General features: G+C 73.6%; 11 protein-coding genes. 6 read left to right on the plus strand and 5 right to left on the minus strand.

Annotation, left to right across the window (positions count from 1 at the left end):
- Positions 1-90: 90 nt before the first annotated feature.
- Positions 91-333, plus strand: a complete 243-nt coding sequence (locus AB0E98_RS21045; protein ID WP_229351040.1) for a mycoredoxin — start codon at positions 91-93, stop codon at positions 331-333.
- Positions 334-440: 107 nt separating this feature from the next.
- Here AB0E98_RS21045 and nudC read toward each other — a convergent pair whose 3' ends face one another.
- The 5 genes from nudC to AB0E98_RS21070 all read right to left on the minus strand — a co-directional run bounded on the left by nudC (position 441) and on the right by AB0E98_RS21070 (position 10,121).
- Complete coding sequence (nudC, locus tag AB0E98_RS21050; RefSeq protein ID WP_361704736.1) at positions 441-1,382, minus strand: NAD(+) diphosphatase; 942 nt, start codon at positions 1,380-1,382, stop codon at positions 441-443.
- Between the two features lie 65 nt (positions 1,383-1,447).
- Positions 1,448-2,887: a dipeptidase gene (locus AB0E98_RS21055; RefSeq protein WP_361704737.1), complete on the minus strand. Its 1,440-nt coding sequence runs from the start codon at positions 2,885-2,887 to the stop codon at positions 1,448-1,450.
- A gap of 47 nt (positions 2,888-2,934) precedes the next feature.
- Positions 2,935-6,228 (minus strand): ATP-dependent DNA helicase, encoded by a 3,294-nt coding sequence (locus AB0E98_RS21060; RefSeq protein WP_361704739.1) that lies wholly within the window; start codon positions 6,226-6,228, stop codon positions 2,935-2,937.
- Between the two features lie 31 nt (positions 6,229-6,259).
- Complete coding sequence (locus AB0E98_RS21065; protein WP_361704741.1) at positions 6,260-9,562, minus strand: ATP-dependent DNA helicase; 3,303 nt, start codon at positions 9,560-9,562, stop codon at positions 6,260-6,262.
- 214 nt (positions 9,563-9,776) lie between these two features.
- The gene (locus AB0E98_RS21070; RefSeq protein ID WP_361704743.1) at positions 9,777-10,121 is read right to left on the minus strand and encodes an MGMT family protein; all 345 of its coding nucleotides are present in this window, start codon (positions 10,119-10,121) and stop codon (positions 9,777-9,779) included.
- 260 nt (positions 10,122-10,381) lie between these two features.
- Between AB0E98_RS21070 and AB0E98_RS21075 the strand changes: the two genes are divergently transcribed.
- The 5 genes from AB0E98_RS21075 (at position 10,382) to AB0E98_RS21095 (ending at position 17,862) form a co-directional block, all read left to right on the plus strand.
- Positions 10,382-13,012, plus strand: coding sequence for a flippase-like domain-containing protein (locus AB0E98_RS21075; protein WP_361705267.1), 2,631 nt, complete (start codon positions 10,382-10,384; stop codon positions 13,010-13,012).
- Positions 13,013-13,106: 94 nt separating this feature from the next.
- Positions 13,107-13,502: a helix-turn-helix transcriptional regulator gene (locus AB0E98_RS21080; RefSeq protein WP_126915918.1), complete on the plus strand. Its 396-nt coding sequence runs from the start codon at positions 13,107-13,109 to the stop codon at positions 13,500-13,502.
- A gap of 12 nt (positions 13,503-13,514) precedes the next feature.
- Complete coding sequence (gene modA, locus AB0E98_RS21085) at positions 13,515-14,282, plus strand: molybdate ABC transporter substrate-binding protein (protein ID WP_361704745.1); 768 nt, start codon at positions 13,515-13,517, stop codon at positions 14,280-14,282.
- Positions 14,279-16,207 (plus strand): ABC transporter permease, encoded by a 1,929-nt coding sequence (locus AB0E98_RS21090; protein WP_361704748.1) that lies wholly within the window; start codon positions 14,279-14,281, stop codon positions 16,205-16,207. The genes modA and AB0E98_RS21090 overlap by 4 nt, the downstream gene beginning before the upstream one ends.
- A gap of 89 nt (positions 16,208-16,296) precedes the next feature.
- Positions 16,297-17,862 (plus strand): alpha/beta hydrolase, encoded by a 1,566-nt coding sequence (locus AB0E98_RS21095; protein ID WP_361704750.1) that lies wholly within the window; start codon positions 16,297-16,299, stop codon positions 17,860-17,862.
- Positions 17,863-17,936: the final 74 nt, after the last annotated feature.

Below are 17,936 nucleotides of genomic sequence, written 5' to 3' on the forward strand. Positions count from 1 at the left end.
GGGATGCGTCGGAAACGCTCGGGAATGCTGGGCCGTGGGTGTGCGTTCTTCCTCCGGAATCTCCCCCGAGGAAGAAGGAGCGCGGGTCGCATGTCGAGCACCGTGACGATGTACAGCACCACCTGGTGCGGCTACTGCCGCCGTCTGAAGACCATGCTGGACCGCGAGGGCATCGCCTACAACGAGATCAACATCGAGCTCGACCCCGAGTCGGCCGCCTTCGTGGAGAAGGCCAACGGCGGAAACCAGACGGTCCCCACCGTGCTCTTCGCCGACGGCTCCACGCTCACCAACCCCTCGCTGGCGCAGGTGAAGGCGAAGATCGGCGCCTGATCCCTGATCTTCCGAGGCAAGGAGCCCCCGCTACGGCGGGGGCTTCCTCATATCCGGATGTCCAACCCGGAGGGAAGTTCACGAACCGTGCCGGCCGGCGGTGCTCCCTACGGGAGCGGCTCGCCGTACCAGAGTTCGATCAGGCGGGCCGCGATGGAGATGCCGGTGGGAGGCAGGACCTCGCCGCTCTCGAACGCGGCCCGCAGCTCGTCACGGGAGAACCAGCGCGCCTCGTGGATCTCCTCGCCGTCCACCTGGATGTCCGAGGACGTCGCCCGGGCCATGAAGCCCAGCATCAGGCTGGACGGGAACGGCCAGGGCTGGCTGGCGATGTACTCCACGTCGCCGACGACGACGCCCGCCTCCTCGGCGACCTCACGGCGCACCGCCTGCTCGATGGACTCCCCCGGCTCCACGAAGCCCGCGAGCGTCGAGAAACGGCCCTCCGGCCAGTGCATCTGGCGGCCCAGCAGCGCCCGGTCCTTCGCGTCCGTGACCAGCATGATCACGGCCGGGTCGGTACGGGGGTAGTGCTCGGCGCCGCAGGCCTGGCAGCGGCGGATGTGGCCCGCGGCCGCGATCACCGTGCGCTCGCCGCAGCGCGAGCAGAAGCGGTGCAGGCGCTGCCAGTTCTCCAGGGCCACGGCGTGGACGAGCAGGCCCGCGTCGCGCGGGGAGAGCAGCAGGCCGGCCTCCCGCAGGCCCGCCGGGCGCGCGGACTGGTCGATGCGGCCGGGCAGCGCGTCCTTCTGGAGCGCGAAGTAGGCCACGCCGTGCTCGTCCTTGCCGAGGAAGTAGCGGTGCGTCTCGGTGACCGGCGCCTCGAAGGCGGGCGTCATCACCAGTTCGGTGCGGCCGTCGGGGGTGTCGTCGATCAGCGCCTGACCGCCGGAGACCACGAAGACCCGCGTCGTGGGGTGGCTCCACGCCGCGGCGAGCCACGCCTCGTCCAGACGGTGGTGCGCGGCACGGTCGATGCCGCTCGCGCCGCTCAGTGCGACGTCGAGCGCATCGGGCCGGGTGGCGGTGAATTCGGTCCAGGTGGTCACGGCTGCTTCCAACTCCCCCTCTTGACAGTGTTCATGCTTCTTGGGCACGGGCCCTCGCTTCGCCACTAGGCGCCGGCGCGGCCGGTGCCCGTGCCCGTGCGGGCCGTTTCGGCCAGGTCCCCCCACAGGTGGGCCGCGGTCTCCACGCCCTTCATGAGCAGGTCCAGCTCGACCTTCTCGTTCGGCGCGTGCCAGCCGTCCGACGGCACCGAGATGCCGAGGAACAGCACCGGGGCGCCCAGCACGTCCTGAAGGTCCGCCGCCGGGCCCGAGCCGCCCTCCCGCGTGAAACGGATCTTCTGGCCGAAGGCCTTGGTCATGGCCCGGACGACCGACTGGAGCGCCGGGTGGTCCAGCGGGGTCAGACAGGGGCGGGTCGAGCCGGTGAACGTGATCTCGTGCCGGATGCCGCCGCCCTGCGGGAGGCGGGCCGCCACCCAGTCGCGCACGGACTTCTGGACGCGGTCGGCGTCCTGGCCCGCGACCAGCCGGAAGGACAGCTTCAGCCGGGCCGACGACGGGACGATCGTCTTGCCTCCGGGGCCCTGGTAGCCACCGCCGATGCCGTTGACCTCCGCCGTGGGGCGCGCCCACACGCGTTCCAGTGTGCTGTAGCCCGCCTCGCCGAGGGTGCCGTGCGAGTGCGCGGCACGCAGCCAGCGCTTCTCGTCGAACGGCAGCTCGGCGATCAGCTCGCGCTCCTGCTCGGTCAGCTCCACGACCCCGTCGTAGAACCCCGGGATCGTCACCCTGCGGTCCTCGTCGTGGAGGGCGGCCGCCAGCCGGGCGGCCTCCGTGGCCGGGTTGGGCACGGCGCCGCCGAAGGAACCGGAGTGGATGTCCTGGTCCGGGCCGTACAGGTCGATCTGGCACTCGGCCAGGCCCCGCATGCCCGTGCACACCGTCGGGGTGTCCTCCGACCACATGCCCGTGTCCGAGACGATCACGGCGTCGCAGGCGAGCCGGTCGGCGTGCGCGGCGATCAGCGCGGGGAAGTTCGGCGAGCCCGACTCCTCCTCGCCCTCGATGATCAGTTTGAGGTTGACGGCCGGGGCGGTACGGCCGGTGGCCGCCAGGTGGGCGCGGACGCCCAGGGTGTGGAAGAACACCTGGCCCTTGTCGTCGGCCGCGCCGCGCGCGTACAGCCGGCCGTCGATCGTCCTCGGCACGAACGGGTCCGTGTGCCAGCCGTCCTCGCGGGCGGCGGGCTGGACGTCGTGGTGGCCGTAGACCAGGACCGTGGGGGCCTCTTCCACGCCGGAGGGCCACTCCGCGAACACGGCGGGGGCGCCGTCGCCGCCGCCCGTCTCCCAGAGCTCCGCCGTCGGGAAGCCCGTCTCCTTGAGCTTCGCCACCAGCCACTCGGCGCTGCGGCGCACATCGGCCGCGTTGGCCGGGTCGGCCGACACGGAAGGGATGCGCAGCCACTCGGCCAGGTCGGCGAGGAAGGCGGCGCGGTGCTCGTCGATGTACGCGCGGACGGCGTTGTCCGGGGCATTGCTCATGCCATCGAGCCTATCCGGACACGCGGGGCGACCAGGACCGGGTTTCCTCACACGTCCTCCCCCAGGAGGATCCGTTCCAGCCCGGCGCGGTCGGGCAGGTCCGGGGGGATCGCCTTCTCGCCGTCGCGGATGTACACGAAAGCGGCCGTCACGGAGGAGAGCGGCAGTCCGTGCTGCTCCGCCCAGGCCAGGCGGTAGATCGCCAGCTGGAGGGGGTCGGCGGTCTGCGCGCGGGCGGTTTTCCAGTCGACGATCTCGTAGCGGTCGCCGTCGGCGTCGGCGTTCGTGTTCCGTTCGCGGTACACCGCGTCAATGCGGCCTCGGATCGTGCGGCCCGCGAGGGTGAGCTGGAAGGGGGCCTCCACCCGGTACGGGGTGCGGCGCGCGTACGGGGTGCGCTGGAATGCCTCCTTGAGCTCGGCCAGGTCCTGCTCGTCGGCGATCTCGCCCGGGTCGACGCCCCCCGGGAGCTCCTCCGGGCCCAGGAAGGGCAGCGGGAGGGCCTCGAAGCGGGACTCCAGCCAGGCGTGGAAGCGGGTGCCCCGGCGGGCGGCGGGCTGGGGGCGGCGCGGCATGGGGCGTGCGAGGTCGCTCGCGAAACCGTCGGGGTCCGCGGCCAGGTGCATCAGCTGGGTGGCGGTCAGGCTGGACGGCAGCAGCACGTCGTGGACCTTGGCGCGGGTGCGCCGGAGCTCGCCGGCGAGAGCGTTCAGGTCGCGGTCCCAGGAGGCGATGGCGCGGGTCTCCTCCGGGGGGAGCGATTGCGTCGTGGGGCCGACGGAGCCCTCCCGGCCCTCCTCCATGGCTTCCATGTCCTTCAGGTGTGCCAGGACCGCCCCGGCCGCCTCTCGGCGGCGCGCCAGGGAAGCCCCGTCCAGGGGCAGGGGCCAGGCATGGTCCGTCTCCTGGTGGAGTGCCGGGTTCTCCGCGTCCTCGGCCGGGGCGTCCGCCCAGGTCTCGATCTCGCCGTGGCCCGCCTCGCAGTGGGCGCGGAGGGCTTCCAGGAACTCCGACGGGCCGCGCGTCCGCTTCTGGTTCGGGCCCCACCAGTGGCCGGAGCCCAGGAGGAGGTTTCGGGGGCGGGTGAAGGTGACGTAGCCCAGACGCAGTTCCTCGGTGTGCTGGTGGGCCTTCATCGCGCCCTTGAAGGCCGTCAGGCCCTTGGCGGTCCAGTCGGTGACGTCGGGGAGGGTGGCGGTGTCGCCGCGCAGGGCGTGCGGGAGGACCTTGGGCTGGGACGTCCAGGAGTCGCGGGACTGCTCGCTGGGGAAGGTCTTCGCCACCAGGCCGGGGACCGCCACCACGTCCCACTCCAGGCCCTTGGACTTGTGCGCGGTGAGGATCTTGACGGTGTCCTCGCCGCCGGGCAGGGAGTTGTCGAGGCCCTTCTCGTACTGCGCGGCCGTGCGCAGGAAGCCGAGGAAGGCGGCCAGGGTGACCTCGCCGTCCAGGGCGGCGAAGCCGGCGGCGACGTCCATGAACCGGGTGAGGGTCTCGCGGCGGCGGGCCGCCAGGGCGTGCGGGGAGGCCGACAGCTCGACCTCCAGGCCCGTCGTGGCCAGGACGCGGTGGAGGACGTCCATCAGCGGGTCGCCGAGGCCGCGGCGCAGGTCGCGGAGCTCGGCCGCGAGGCGGGCGAAGCGGACGCGGGCCTCGGCGGAGAAGGGCAGGTCGTCGCCGGGGTCGGCCGACAGGAAGGTGTCCAGGGCGTCGGCCAGGGATGTCGTCTCCGTGGGGTCCACGCCCTCCACGGCCTCGGCGAGGCGGCGGTCGGGGTCGGTGCCGGTGGGGCCGTAGGGCACGAGCGTCCGGGCGCGGCGGCCCAGCAGGGCCAGGTCCCGGGGGCCGACGCGCCAGCGGGGGCCCGTCAGCAGGCGGACCAGGGAGGCGTTGGCGGTGGGGTCGTGGAGGACCTCGCAGACCGCGACCAGGTCGGCGATCTCGGGCAGGTGGAGCAGCCCCGAGAGGCCGACGACCTCGACCGGGATGTCGCGCCGGACGAGGGCGCCCTGGATCTCGGCGAAGTCGGTGGCCGTGCGGCACAGGACGGCGATGTCGCCCGGGCGGGTGCCGGTGCGGACGAGGTGGGCGAGGGAGTCCGCGAGCCAGTCGAGCTCCTCGGCGTGGGTGGGCAGCAGGGCGCAGCGGACGACGCCGTCGCGCTCGGCGCCCGGGGCCGGGCGCAGGGCCTCGACGCCCTCGTGGCGCTCGCGGAGGGGGGCGGCCAGGGTGTTGGCGAGGTCCAGGAGGCGGCCGCCGCTGCGGCGGTTCTCGCTGAGGGAGTAGCGCCGGGCGGGCTGCCCGTCGGTGTGGGGGAAGTGCCGCGGGAAGTCGTCGAGGTTGGCCACGGAGGCGCCGCGCCAGCCGTAGATGGCCTGGCAGGGGTCGCCGACGGCGGTCACGGCGTGGCCCGTGCCGGCGCCGAAGAGGCCGGCCAGCAGCAGTCGCTGGGCGACGGACGTGTCCTGGTACTCGTCGAGGAGGACGACCTTGAACTGCTCGCGGAGGATGCGGCCCACCTCGGGCCGGGTGCGGGCCAGCTCGGCGGAGCGGGCGATCTGGTCGCCGAAGTCGAGGAGGTCGCGGGAGCGCTTCTCCGCGCGGTACGCCTCGACGAGTTCCAGGAGCTCCAGGCGGGCGCGCACCGTCTCGGGGATCTTGCGCAGGTCCGCGTTGGTGAGCCGGGCGCCGGCGAGGGTCTCCAGGAGTTCGCGGTCGTACGCCCGTAGCCCCTTCGGCTCGACCAGGTGCTCCGCGAGTTCGCCGTCGAGGGCCAGCAGGTCGGTGACCAGGTCGGCGAAAGGGCGGGTGAGGGCCGGGTACGGGCCCGGTGAGAAGCGCAGGACGCGGGCGGCGAGCTGGAAGCGGGTGGCGTCGGCGAGGAGGCGGGAGGTGGGTTCCAGGCCGATGCGCAGGCCGTGCTCCTTGAGGAGCTGGCCGGCGAAGGCGTGGTACGTGGAGATCCGGGGCTCGCCGCCGGTCTCCTTCTCGGAGGGCTCCGCGCCGATACCGGCCCTGTCGACACCGGCCCCGTCGACACCGGCCCCGTCGATACCGGCCCCGTCGATACCGGCCCGGCCGAGGGCCTTGCGGACGCGCTCGGCGAGCTCGCCCGCCGCCTTGTTGGTGAACGTCAGTCCGAGGACCTCCTCGGGCGCGACCTGCCCGGTGCCGACCAGCCAGACGACGCGCGCGGCCATGACCGTGGTCTTGCCGGACCCGGCTCCGGCCACGATGACCTGCGGGGCGAGCGGCGCGGTGACGCAGGCCGTCTGCTCCGGGGTGAAGGGGATGCCGAGGAGCTCCTTGAGCTGCTCGGGATCGGTCAGGCGCGGGGTCACGCCGGTAACGCTAGAGGGACCCACTGACATCTCACTCCACGATCTGCCGGCCCTCGGGCCGGGCACTGCACGAGGCGCGGAACGAGCAGTGGTCGCACTGCCGGCCGGGGCGGGGGGTGAAACGTTCCTCAAGGACCCGGCCCGCGGCCTCGGCGAGCAGATCGCCGACCCATTCGCCGTCGAGGGGCTCCTGCGCCTGGACCTTGGGGAGGGTCTCCCCGCCGTCCTTCTTGGCCGCTCCCTGGCGCAGGTGGACGAGTTCGGCGCCGCCGGGCCGGGGCCGGACGCCGCCGAAGGCGTCGTCCACGGCGCCCTCGGCGACGGCGAGCTGGTAGACGGCGAGCTGGGGGTGGTGTTCGACGTCCTTGGCGGAGGGCGCGCTCTTGCCGGTCTTGAAGTCGACGACGTACGCGCGGCCCTGGGCGTCCTGCTCGACGCGGTCCATGGAGCCGCGGATGCGCACCTGGTACTGCTGTGCCTTGAGGGTGACGTCGAAGGGGTGCTCGGTGGCGACGGCGTCGCGGGCGCGCTCCATCACATGCCAGCGCAGGAAGCGCTCCAGGGCGGCGCGGGCCTGCTCCATCTCCTGCCGCGACTTCCAGGGGGCGTCGAAGGCCAGGGACTCCCAGACGGTCTCCAGTCGCTCCATCAGCACGGCGAGGTCGGCCGGGGTGCGGCCGGAGGCGACCTCGTCGGCCAGGACGTGGACGACGTTGCCGAAGCCCTGGGCGGCGGTGGCGGGGGCGTCCGCCTTCACCTCGCGTCCCAGGAACCACTGGAGGGAGCAGCCGTCCTCGGTGAGCTGGCCGAGGGCGGAGCCGGACAGCGCGAGGGGCCGCTCCGGGTCGCGCAGCGGCACCTCGTTGTGGGTCGGCTCGTCCAGGCCCCACCAGCGGTAGGGGTGCGCGGCGGGGACGAGCGGCTGGCCCTCCTCGTCGCGCAGGGCGGCGAGCCGGGCGAGGCGTTCGGCGGCGGCGGCCCGCAGCGCATCGGAGGCGGCGGGGTCGACGGTGGTGGCGCGCAGCTCGGCGACGAGCGCGGCGACGGCCAGGGGGCGGCGCGGGCGCTGGGTGACGTCGACGGGCTCGGTGCCCGGCTCGGCCAGGAAACGGGAGGGCTGGTCGCCGTCCTCGGCGGCCGCCTTGACCGCCGTGACCACGAGCCGGTCGCGGGCGCGGGTGGCGGCCACGTAGAACAGCCGGCGCTCCTCGGCGAGGAGGGCGCCCGCGCCGAGGGGCTCGGCGATGCCGTCGCGGCCGATGCGGTCGGCTTCCAGGAGCGAGCCGCGGCGCCGCAGGTCGGGCCAGAGGCCCTCCTGGACGCCCGCGACGACGACGAGCCGCCACTCCAGGCCCTTGGAGCGGTGCGCGGTCATCAGCCGTACGGCGTCGGGGCGCACGGCCCTGCGGGTGAGGGTGTCGGCGGCGATGTCCTGGGCGTCCAGCTCGTCGAGGAGGTTCAGGGCGCCGCGGCCGCCGGTGCGTTCCTCCGCGCGGGCGGCGGTCTCGAAGAGGGCGCAGACGGCGTCGAGGTCGCGGTCGGCGTTGCGGCCGGCCGGGCCGCCGCGGTGCGCGGCGCGGCGCAGCCGGGTGGGCCAGGGGGTGCCGTCCCAGAGGTGCCAGAGGGCTTCCTCGGCCGTGCCGCCGCGCGCCAGGAGGGCGCGCGCGCCCGCCAGGAGGGCACCCAGTCGCTGGGCGGGGCGTGCGTACGACGGGTCGTGCGCGACGAGGCGGGCGGGCTCGGCCAGGGCTTCGGCGATGAGGGTGTCCGAGGGGCGCGGCATGCCCTCGCCCGCCGCGCGCTCCTCCTCGCGGAGGGCGCGGCCGAGACGGCGGAGGTCCGCGCTGTCCATGCCGCCCAGCGGGGACGTCAGGAGGGTGAGCGCCGTCTCCGGCGTGAGCCAGGGCCGCGCCTGCGGCGCGGGGTCTCCCACCTGCCCGCCCGTTGCCGCGTCAGGGGCGTCCACCGTGGGTTCCGCCACCGCCCGCAACGCCGTCAGCAGCGGCGCCACCGCCGGTTCGTGGCGCAGGGGGATGTCGTCGCCGTCGACCTCGACCGGGACGCCCGCCGACGTCAGGGCGCGGCGCAGGGACGGTATCGAGCGGGAGCCCGCGCGGACGAGGACGGCCATGTCCTGCCAGGGGAAGCCGTCCTCCAGGTGGGCGCGGCGGAGGATGTCGGCGATGTTGTCGAGCTCGGCGCCCGCCGTCGGGTAGGTGTACGCCTCCACCCGGCCCCCGTCCCGGACGGCCGTGAGCTCGCGGTGGGCCCGTACGGCGGCGGCCGGCAGCCGGGTCAGCGGCATCCGGTGGGTGAGCAGCCGGGTGGCGGCGAGCAGGGCGGCGCCGGAGCGGCGCGAGGTGGTGAGGACCGCGACCGGGGCGGGCGTGCCGTCGGTGCGCGGGAAGTCGTGCGGGAATTCGAGGATGCCGCCGACGTCCGCGCCCCGGAAGGCGTAGATGGACTGGTCGGGGTCGCCGAAGGCGATCAGGGTCCGGCCGCCGCCCGCCAGCGCGCGCAGCAGCCGCGCCTGGGAGGCGTCGGTGTCCTGGTACTCGTCGACGAAGACCGCGTCGTAGCTCCGGCCCAGCTCTGCCGCGACCTCGGGGCGCCCGGCGAGGAGGACGGCGCGGTGGACGAGCTCGGCGTAGTCGAGGACGCCGCGCGCGTCGAGGACGTCCAGGTACTCGGCGAGGAAGGAGGCGGCCGCACGCCAGTCGGGGCGGCCCGCGCGGTGGGCGAAGGCGTCGAGCTCGCCGGGACCCAGGCCCAGCTCCCGGCTGCGGGCGAGGACGGCGCGCATCTCGTCGGCGAAGCCGCGGGTGGTCAGGCAGGCGCGCAGCTCGTCGGGCCAGCGGACCCGGCCGCGGCCCTCCTTGCCCAGCTCCAGCTCGCCCTCCAGCAGCTCGCGCACCATGACGTCCTGCTCCGGGCCGGACAGCAGCCGGGTGGGCTCGACGAACAGCTCGACGTCCTGGTGGGCGCGCACCAGCGCGTAGCAGTAGGAGTGGAAGGTGGTGGCCTGCGGGCCCTGGGCGCCGCCGAGCCGGGCCGTCATCCGGTCGCGCAGTTCGACGGCCGCCTTGCGGCTGAAGGTCAGCACGAGGATCCGCGCGGGGTCGGTGCCCCCCCGCACCCGTTCGGCCACCGCCTCGACGAGCGTGGTCGTCTTGCCCGTACCCGGACCGGCGAGCACCAGCAGCGGTCCCCGCCCGTGGTCAACCACCGCGCGCTGGCACGCGTCCAGCTCAGGAGGGACCACCGGGCCCGGCGGCGTGCGCACGAGGCGGTACGCGCCCGTGGCGGGCCGCTGGTGGGACGACGAGGAGCTCACGTGTGTTGCCGGTCCTGAGGGGGGGAAGGTACGGGTGGTCGGTCGGCCGGGACGCGTCACGGCGAGAAGGGCGACCCCCGACGCTACGCCAGGAGACCCGTGTGGCGCAGTGCGTCCCGGGAGCCTCCGTCCCTCTTCGGTGATCTCATCCGTTCGGGTAACGCCTTGCGGTCACGGGCCGGGGCGCGGCCCGGCGGTGGCGGCCCCCGGGCCGTCAGGTGTGCGGAGTCACATCCGGGGCGCCGTCCCAGCGGGCGCGGGTCATGACGAGCCGGGGCATCCGGACGTCGGCCGCGCGGCCCGACTCCCGCAGCGGGGTGCCCTCGGCGCGGTAGTGGGCCAGGGCCTCCCGCTCATGGCCCGGCAGCAGCACCCCGTCCGCCCGGACGACACGCCACCAGGGCACGGCCCCGCCGTAGAGGGCCATGACACGGCCGACCTGCCGGGGGCCGCCCTCGTCGAGCCATTCGGCGACGTCTCCGTAGGTCATCACCCGGCCCGCCGGAATCAGCTCGGCGACGGCCAGCACCCGTTCCGCGTACTCGGGAAGCTCGTCCATCCGGTGCATACTGCCGCATCGCACCCCGGACGGGCCCTCCCGACCGGCGGAACCAGGCCGTCCACAAGATCACCCAGAGTGCGTCATCGCACTACAGGGCGTACGATCCGGAGTCCGCGCCCCCCGAAATGCACCCTGATACCCCCTTGCCCGGCCGGGCCATGCCACCATCTTCCGGGCGGTGACTGGTGATACGAGACCGAGAAGAGACCGACGAGCAGCAGGGCGCGCAGCCTCCGGACGAGGCCCGCGCCCGCGACGTGCTGCCCTGCGACAGGGACCGCGGCGCGTACCCGTGCGAGGACGGTGAGGGCCACATCGACAAGGTCTCCGGCGACGAGCCGCTGCTCCCCGCCCGTGTCCACCGCCCGGCCGACCTGGTCCGGCTCTTCCTGGGCATCGTGGGCATCGCCCTCGTGCTCGCGCTCGCCGCCTTCGCCCACGCCACCACCTCGGGCCTGGCCCAGGACATCAGCGCGAGCACCGGCAAGGCGCCCCATCTGCTGGCCAGCTTCGCCGGGCTCACGGCGAACATCGCGGTCTTCATCGTCCCGGTGGCCTTCGCCATCGAACGGCTGATCAAACGCGACGGGCTGCGCATCGCCGACGGCGTCCTCGCCGCCGTGCTGGCCCACGGCGTGTCCCTCGCCACCGACCTGTGGGTGGCCGAGTCGGCGCCCGAATCCATCCGCGCCGCGCTCACCCAGCGCGCCCCCGGCGGCGGCTTCACCGACCCGGTGCACGGCTATCTGGCGCCGGTGATCGCGTATATGACGGCCGTCGGCATGTCCCGGCGGCCGCGCTGGCGCGTGGCCATGTGGGCCGTGCTCCTCCTGGACGCCTTCGCGGTGCTGGTCAACGGCTACACCACGCCGTTCTCCATCGCCATCACCGTCCTGATCGGCTGGACCGTCGCCTACGCCACCCTCTACGCCGTCGGCTCCCCCAACGTCCGCCCCACCGGCCAGCACCTCCTCGCCGGGCTGCGGCGCGTCGGCTTCCGGCCGGAGACCGCGCTGCGCGCCGAGGACAACGAGACCGCCGAGCAGCACCCCGACCGGGGCCGCCGCTACATCGTCACCATGGAGGACGGGCCACCCCTCGACGTCACCGTCGTCGACCGCGAGCAACAGGCCCAGGGCTTCTTCTACCGCGTCTGGCAGCGCCTGGCCCTGCGCGGGATCACCCAGCGCCGCAGCCTCCAGTCGCTGCGCCAGGCCCTCGAACAGGAGGCGCTGCTCGCCTACGCGGCCATCGCCGCCGGCGCCAACGCGCCCAAGCTCATCGCCACCTCCGAGCTGGGCCCGGACGCCGTGATGCTCATCTACGAGCACATCGGCGGCCGTCCCCTGGTCTCCGTCCCCACCGAGGAGATCACCGACGAGCTGATGCGGGGCGCCTGGCACCAGCTCAAGGCACTCCAGTCACGCCGCATCGCCCACCGCAGGCTCGACGGCGACGCCCTCCTGGTGGATCGTTCCGGCAATGTGGTCCTCACGGACCTGCGCGGCGGCGAGATCGCGGCCGGCGACCTGGTGCTCCGCATGGACGTCGCCCAGCTCCTCGTCACCCTCGGCCTGCGGGTCGGCGCCGAGCGGGCCGTGGCCACCGCCGTGGAGGTCCTCGGTCCCGACGCCGTCGCCAACAGCCTCCCGCTCCTCCAGCCCCTCGCCCTCACCCGCGTCAACCGCGCGACCCTGCGCCAGCTCGCCCGCGAGCGGGCGCAGCGCGAACGGGACCGGGTGCTGGAGAACGCCCGCCTCGCCAAGGAGGCCCGGGACGCCACCCGCGCCGCCGAGGCCGAGCCCGCCGACGCCAGCCGCAAGGCGCTCAAGGCCGAGCGCCAGGCGGAGAAGAAGGCGATCGACGAGGCCATCGAGGAGGCCCGCGAGGAGGACCTGCTCGCCCAGATCCGCCGCCAGGTCCTGCTCATCCGGCCGCAGGCGCCGATAGAGCCGGTCCGCCTGGAGCGCATCAAGCCCCGGACGCTGATCAGCTTCGTCGCGGGCGCGATCGCCGCGTACTTCCTGCTGTCCCAGCTCACGCACGTCAAGTTCGGCGATCTCGTCGACAAGGCCAACTGGGCGTGGGTCGCGATGGCCGTGGCCTTCCAGGCGCTGACCTACGTGGCCGCCGCGATGAGCCTCCTCGGCTTCGTACCGGAGAAGGTGACCTTCGGCCGGACGGTCCTGGCGCAGGTCGCGGGCTCGTTCGTGAAGATCGTCGCCCCGGCCGCGGTCGGTGGCGTGGCCCTGAACACCCGCTTCCTCCAGCGGGCGGGCATCCGCCCGGGCCTGGCCGTGGCGAGCGTCGGCGCGTCCCAGCTCTTCGGCCTGGCCTGCCACATCATGCTGCTGCTGTCCTTCGGCTATGTGACGGGCACGGAACGCAGCTCCTCCCTGGGCCCCTCCCGGACCGTGATCGGCGGCCTGCTGACGGCCGCGGTCCTGGTGCTGGTGGTCGCCGCGATCCCGGTGCTGCGGAAGTTCGTCTCGACCCGGGTCCGGTCGCTGTTCGCGGGCGTCGTGCCGCGCATGCTGGACGTGCTCCAGCGGCCGCAGAAGCTCTGCTTCGGCATCGGCGGGATGCTGCTGCTGACGGCGGCGAACGTGATGTGCCTGGACGCGTCGATCCGGGCGTTCGGGGGCGACCTCAGCTACGCGAGCATCGCGGTCGTCTTCCTCACCGCCAACGCGCTGGGGTCGGCGGCGCCGACGCCGGGCGGTGTGGGGGCGGTGGAGTTCGCGCTCACGGGTGCGCTGACCTTCGCGGGGCTGCCGGCGGAGCAGGCGGCGCCGGCCGTTCTGCTGTTCCGGCTGATGACGTTGTGGCTGCCGGTGCTGCCGGGGTGGGCGTCGTTCAGCCACCTGACGCGGAAGGGTGCGATCTAGGGGGCCCACTGAACGCCTGGTCCAGGGGGCAGAGCCACCCGGACCAGGCGTTCAGCCTTGCATATGCGAGCCACAGCGACATACCGTGCCGCACATGCGGTCGTACACCATCGGGCAGGCAGCCCGCCTCCTGAGCGTCAGTCCCGACACCGTCCGCCGCTGGGCCGACGCGGGCAGGATCCCCACCCGTCGTGACGAGGCCGGCAAGCGGATCGTCGAGGGGCCCGATCTGGCCGCCTTCTCCGTGAGCCTCGCCGCCGAGGCGAACGAGAGCGACGACGAACCGCACACCAGCGCGCGCAACGCCTTCCCGGGGATCATCACCGCCGTGAAGCTCGGCGACGTGGCCGCACAGGTGGAGATCCAGGCCGGGCCGCACCGGCTGGTCTCCCTCCTCACCCGCGAGGCCGTGGAGGAACTGGGCCTGGCCGTGGGCATGGAGGCCGTGGCCCGGGTGAAGGCCACCAACGTGCACATCGACCGCGCCTGACCAGGAGAGACAATGCCCCGCACCCTCGCACGCACGGCCCTGGCGGCAGCGCTCCTCCTCCCCCTGGCCACGGCCTGCGGCGGCAGCGGGGACAAGAGCGACGACGCCAGGCGGCGGACCACCCTCACGGTCCTCGCCGCCGCCTCCCTCACGGACGTCTTCAAGGAGGCCAAGGCCGTCTACGAGAAGGAGCACCCCGGCACCAAGGTGAACTTCTCCTTCGCCGGCTCCCAGGAGCTCGCCGCCCAGGTGCGCCAGGGCGCGCCCGCCGACGCGCTGGTGACGGCCGACACCAAGACGATGGACGGTCTCGCCCAGCAGACGAACGCCCCCACCACCATCGCGAAGAACCGCCTGACGATCGCCACGGCCCCCGGCAACCCCCAGAAGGTCCAGGGCCTCTCCGACCTCTCCCGGTCCGGCCTCAAGGTGGTCCTGGCCGCCCCCGAGGTCCCCGCGGGCCGCTACAGCAAGAAGGTCCTCGACCAGCAGCACGTCGACGTCAAGCCGGTCTCCCAGGAGCCCAGCGTCCGCGCCGTGCTGAGCAAGGTCACCCTCGGCGAGGCGGACGTGGGCATCGTGTACGTCACGGACGCCACCGCGGCCAAGGGCAAGGTCGCGACCGTCGCCGTCCCCGACGCCCAGAACGCGGTGGCCGCCTACCCCGCCGCGACCCTCAAGGGCTCGAAGCACACCGAGGAGTCGGCCGAGTTCGTCAAGTGGCTCAGCTCGTCCGAGGCCCAGAAGCTCCTCCGTGAGGCGGGCTTCCAGCAGCCATGAGGGCCCGTACGCCCCTGACCCTGGCGATCCCCTCCGCCCTCGCCGCCGGCTTCCTGTTCCTCCCCCTGGCGGGCGTCCTCACCCGCACGCCATGGGGCTCCCTCCCGTCCCGGCTCACCTCCGGCGAGGTCACCCGGGCCCTCATCCTGAGCCTCACGGTCTCGGCGTACTCCCTGGCGCTCTCCCTCGCCCTCGGGGTGCCCCTCGCCTGGCTGCTGGCCCGGGTGGACTTCCCGGGCAAGGCACTCGTCCGCTCCCTCGTGATGCTCCCGATGGTCCTGCCGCCGACCGTCGCGGGCGTGGCGCTCCTCCAGGGCTACGGCCGCCGGGGCGTCCTGGGGTCCTGGCTGGACGAGTGGTTCGGCGTCACGATCCCCTTCACGACCACGGCGGCGGTCATGGCGTCGACCTTCGTGGCCATGCCCTTCCTGGTGATCAGCCTGGAGGGCGCTCTCAGCGGCCTCCACCCCCGCTACGAGGAGACGGCGACTTCCCTCGGCTCTTCCCCCCTCCGAACGTTCCGCACGATCACCCTCCCGATGATCGCGCCGGGCCTCTTCGCCGGAGCGGCGCTCTGCTGGGCGCGCGCGCTGGGCGAGTTCGGGGCGACGATCACGTTCGCGGGCAACCTCCCCGGCATCACCCAGACGCTCCCCCTCCAGGTCTACCTGCTCCTCCAGGACGACCCGGAGGGCGCGACAGCGGTCAGCCTTCTCCTCCTCGCCATCGCGACAGCGGTCCTCCTCACCCTCCGGGGCCGCTGGCCGCAGACGCCGACGGCGGGAGTACGGCCAAGTGCGGGGCACCCGGAACCGGATACGGCAACGGCCGTACATCACGCGGTCCCGGAGGGCCCTCCCCGCCCCGGCCCCGCCCGCACCACCCCGCACCCCCTGCGCACCACGGTCACCGGCGCAGTCCAAGCGGCCCTCGACGCCCCCGCCGGCACCACGATCGCCGTCGTGGGCCCCAACGGCGCCGGCAAGACCACCCTCCTCCGCGCCCTCCTCGGCCTCACCCACCGCGCCACGGCGGACACGCTCACCCTCGGCGGCCAGGACGTCTCGTCCGCCCCGCCCCACCGCCGCCGCATCGCCTGGGTCCCCCAGGACGGCGCCCTCTTCCCGCACCTCACGGCACTCGCCAACACCGCCTACGGCCTACGCGCCCAGGGCACCCCCAAGGGCCGGGCCCACGCCACCGCCCAGCAGTGGCTGAACCACCTGGGCATCGGCCACCTCGCCCACCGCAGGCCCGGCCTGCTCAGCGGCGGCCAGGCCCAGCGCGTCGCCCTGGCCAGGGCCCTGGCCGCCGGTCCGCACCTGCTGCTCCTCGACGAGCCGCTGGCCGCCCTGGACCAGTCGGCCCGCGCCCAGGTGCGCCACGCCCTGCGCACCCACCTCGCCGACTTCCCCGGCGTGTGCCTGATCGTCACCCACGACCCCGTGGAAGCCGTATCGCTGGCCGACCACGTGCTCGTCCTGGAGGACGGCCGTACGACCCAGTACGCGCCCCCGGCCGAGCTGGCCCGGCACCCCCGCTCCCCCTGGGTGGCCCGCATGCTGGGCCTCAACGCCTGGCCGGCCGAGGCGACGGCCGACACCCTCGACCTGGGCAACGGCGCGACCCTGACCACGGCGGACCCACCCCCCACCCCGGGCCCCGGCCTCGCCGTGATCGCTCCCGAAGCGGTGTCCCTCCACACCACCCGCCCCACAGCCACCACCAGCAGCCCTCGCAACGTCTGGCAGGGCAAGATCCGCGAACTCACCGCGCAAGGCAGCAGAATGCGCGTCCTCGTGGACGCGGACCTTGAGATCGTCGCTGAGATCACCCCGGCCGCGGCAGTGGAGCTGAGGCTCGCCGAGGGCACTCCCGTCTGGGTCACCGCGAAGGCGACGGAAGTCGGATTCGTCCCCCGGTAACCCGTACGACCCGTCCCCCATACGGCCCACCCTGCGCGCGCCCCGGCCCGCCCCGCCCAAAAGTGGGAGGCGTGTCCAGATCCGTACGCGTGTCCAGAGGGCGAGCGCTGCTCGCCGCCGCGCTGCTGACCACGGTCACCGGGCTGACCGGGCTCACCGGTTGCAGCGGCGACGCCGACGGCGAGGCGCGGCAGGCGGCGCCCTCCTCCGCGAGCGCCGCCACGGCTGCCGCCGGCGCCGCCCTCCAGAAGCAGAAACCGGACTGGAAGCCCTGCCCGCCCCCCAGCCGCAGCGAGGACGCGGGCACCGCCGGCCGGCCCCCCGGCCCGGACTGGGAGTGCGCGACCCTGCGCGCGCCGCTCGACTACGCCCACCCGGACGGCGAGAAGATCGGCATCGCCATGATCCGGGCGAAGGCCACCGACCAGTCGCGCCGCATCGGCTCGCTCGTCTTCAACTTCGGCGGCCCCGGCGGCTCCGGAGTGACGACGCTCCCGGCGTTCGCCGACGACTACCGCACCCTGCGCACCCGCTACGACCTGGTCAGCTTCGACCCGCGCGGGGTCGGCCGCAGCAGCGGGGTGACGTGCCTGCCGGACAAGGAACTGGACGCGTACTACGCGGCGGACGCCACCCCGGCCACCACCGCCGAACAGAACGCCCTCGTGGGCCGGGTGAAGAAATACGCGGAGGGCTGCCAGAAGCGCTCGGGCAAGGTCCTCCCCCATATCGGCACCACGAACGCCGCCCGCGACCTGGACCTCATGCGCCAGGTCCTGGGCGACGACAAGCTCCACTACTTCGGCGTCTCCTACGGCACCGAACTTGGCGGCGTCTACGCGCACTTGTTCCCCAAGAACGTCGGCCGGGCGCTCATGGACGGCGTGGTGGACCCGTCGAGCGATCCGTTGCAGAGCGCCCTCGCCCAGGCCGCGGGGTTCCAGCTCGCCCTCGGCGACTACATGACGGCCTGCACGAAGACGTCGGACAACTGCCCCACGGAGCAGCAGATCAGCTCGCTCCTCGACCGGCTGGAGAAGAAGCCGGTGCCGGGCAGCGGGGGCCGCGACCTCACGCAGTCGCTCGCCACCGGCGGTATCGCGCAGTCGCTCTACTCGAAGCAGTTCTGGGACTACCTCACCGAGGGCGTCGAGGACGCCGAGAACGGCGACGGGAAGATCCTCCTCATGCTGGGCGACTCCATGAACGGTCGTGGCCAGGACGGCACTTACAGCTCCCTCCAGGCGTCCCTCAACGCCATCACGTGCGCCGACTTCGCCCAGCGCTACACCGCGGACGACATCCGGCGCAGGGCGGCGGAGTTCCGCAAGGCGTCACCGGTCTTCGGGGACTTCATGGGGTGGAGCCTGTTGCAGTGCACCGGTTGGCCCGTAAAGGGCGAATGGCAGACGCCCGATGTCAGCGCGAAGGGCTCGGCGCCCATCCTCGTCGTCGGCAACACCGGCGATCCGGCGACTCCTTACGAGGGAGCGCGCAAGATGGCCCAGGAGCTCGGCAAGGGCGTCGGAGTCGAGATGACGTACCGGGGAGAAGGCCACGGCGCCTACGACAGCGGCAACGCCTGCGTGAAAAGCGCGGTTGACGCATACCTGCTGGAAGGTACTGTTCCGGCACCCGGGAAGGTGTGCTCATAGCACCCATAGCACATCACACCGGTACTACGAACTCCAGCGGCTCGAATGTCAGTGGCCCGCACTACCATCGCCCG

It is taken from the genome of Streptomyces sp. NPDC037389 (assembly GCF_040636475.1).
In the GTDB taxonomy this organism is placed as follows: domain Bacteria; phylum Actinomycetota; class Actinomycetes; order Streptomycetales; family Streptomycetaceae; genus Streptomyces; species Streptomyces hesseae.

Bases quoted from the DNA above. Each gene is read 5' to 3' on its own strand.
- AB0E98_RS21045 (WP_229351040.1), top strand. From the start codon at position 91: ATGTCGAGCACCGTGACGATGTACAGCACCACCTGGTGCGGCTACTGC.
- AB0E98_RS21055 (WP_361704737.1), bottom strand. From the start codon at position 2,887: ATGAGCAATGCCCCGGACAACGCCGTCCGCGCGTACATCGACGAGCAC.
- AB0E98_RS21070 (WP_361704743.1), bottom strand. From the start codon at position 10,121: ATGGACGAGCTTCCCGAGTACGCGGAACGGGTGCTGGCCGTCGCCGAG.
- AB0E98_RS21080 (WP_126915918.1), top strand. From the start codon at position 13,107: ATGCGGTCGTACACCATCGGGCAGGCAGCCCGCCTCCTGAGCGTCAGT.
- modA (WP_361704745.1), top strand. From the start codon at position 13,515: ATGCCCCGCACCCTCGCACGCACGGCCCTGGCGGCAGCGCTCCTCCTC.
- AB0E98_RS21090 (WP_361704748.1), top strand. From the start codon at position 14,279: ATGAGGGCCCGTACGCCCCTGACCCTGGCGATCCCCTCCGCCCTCGCC.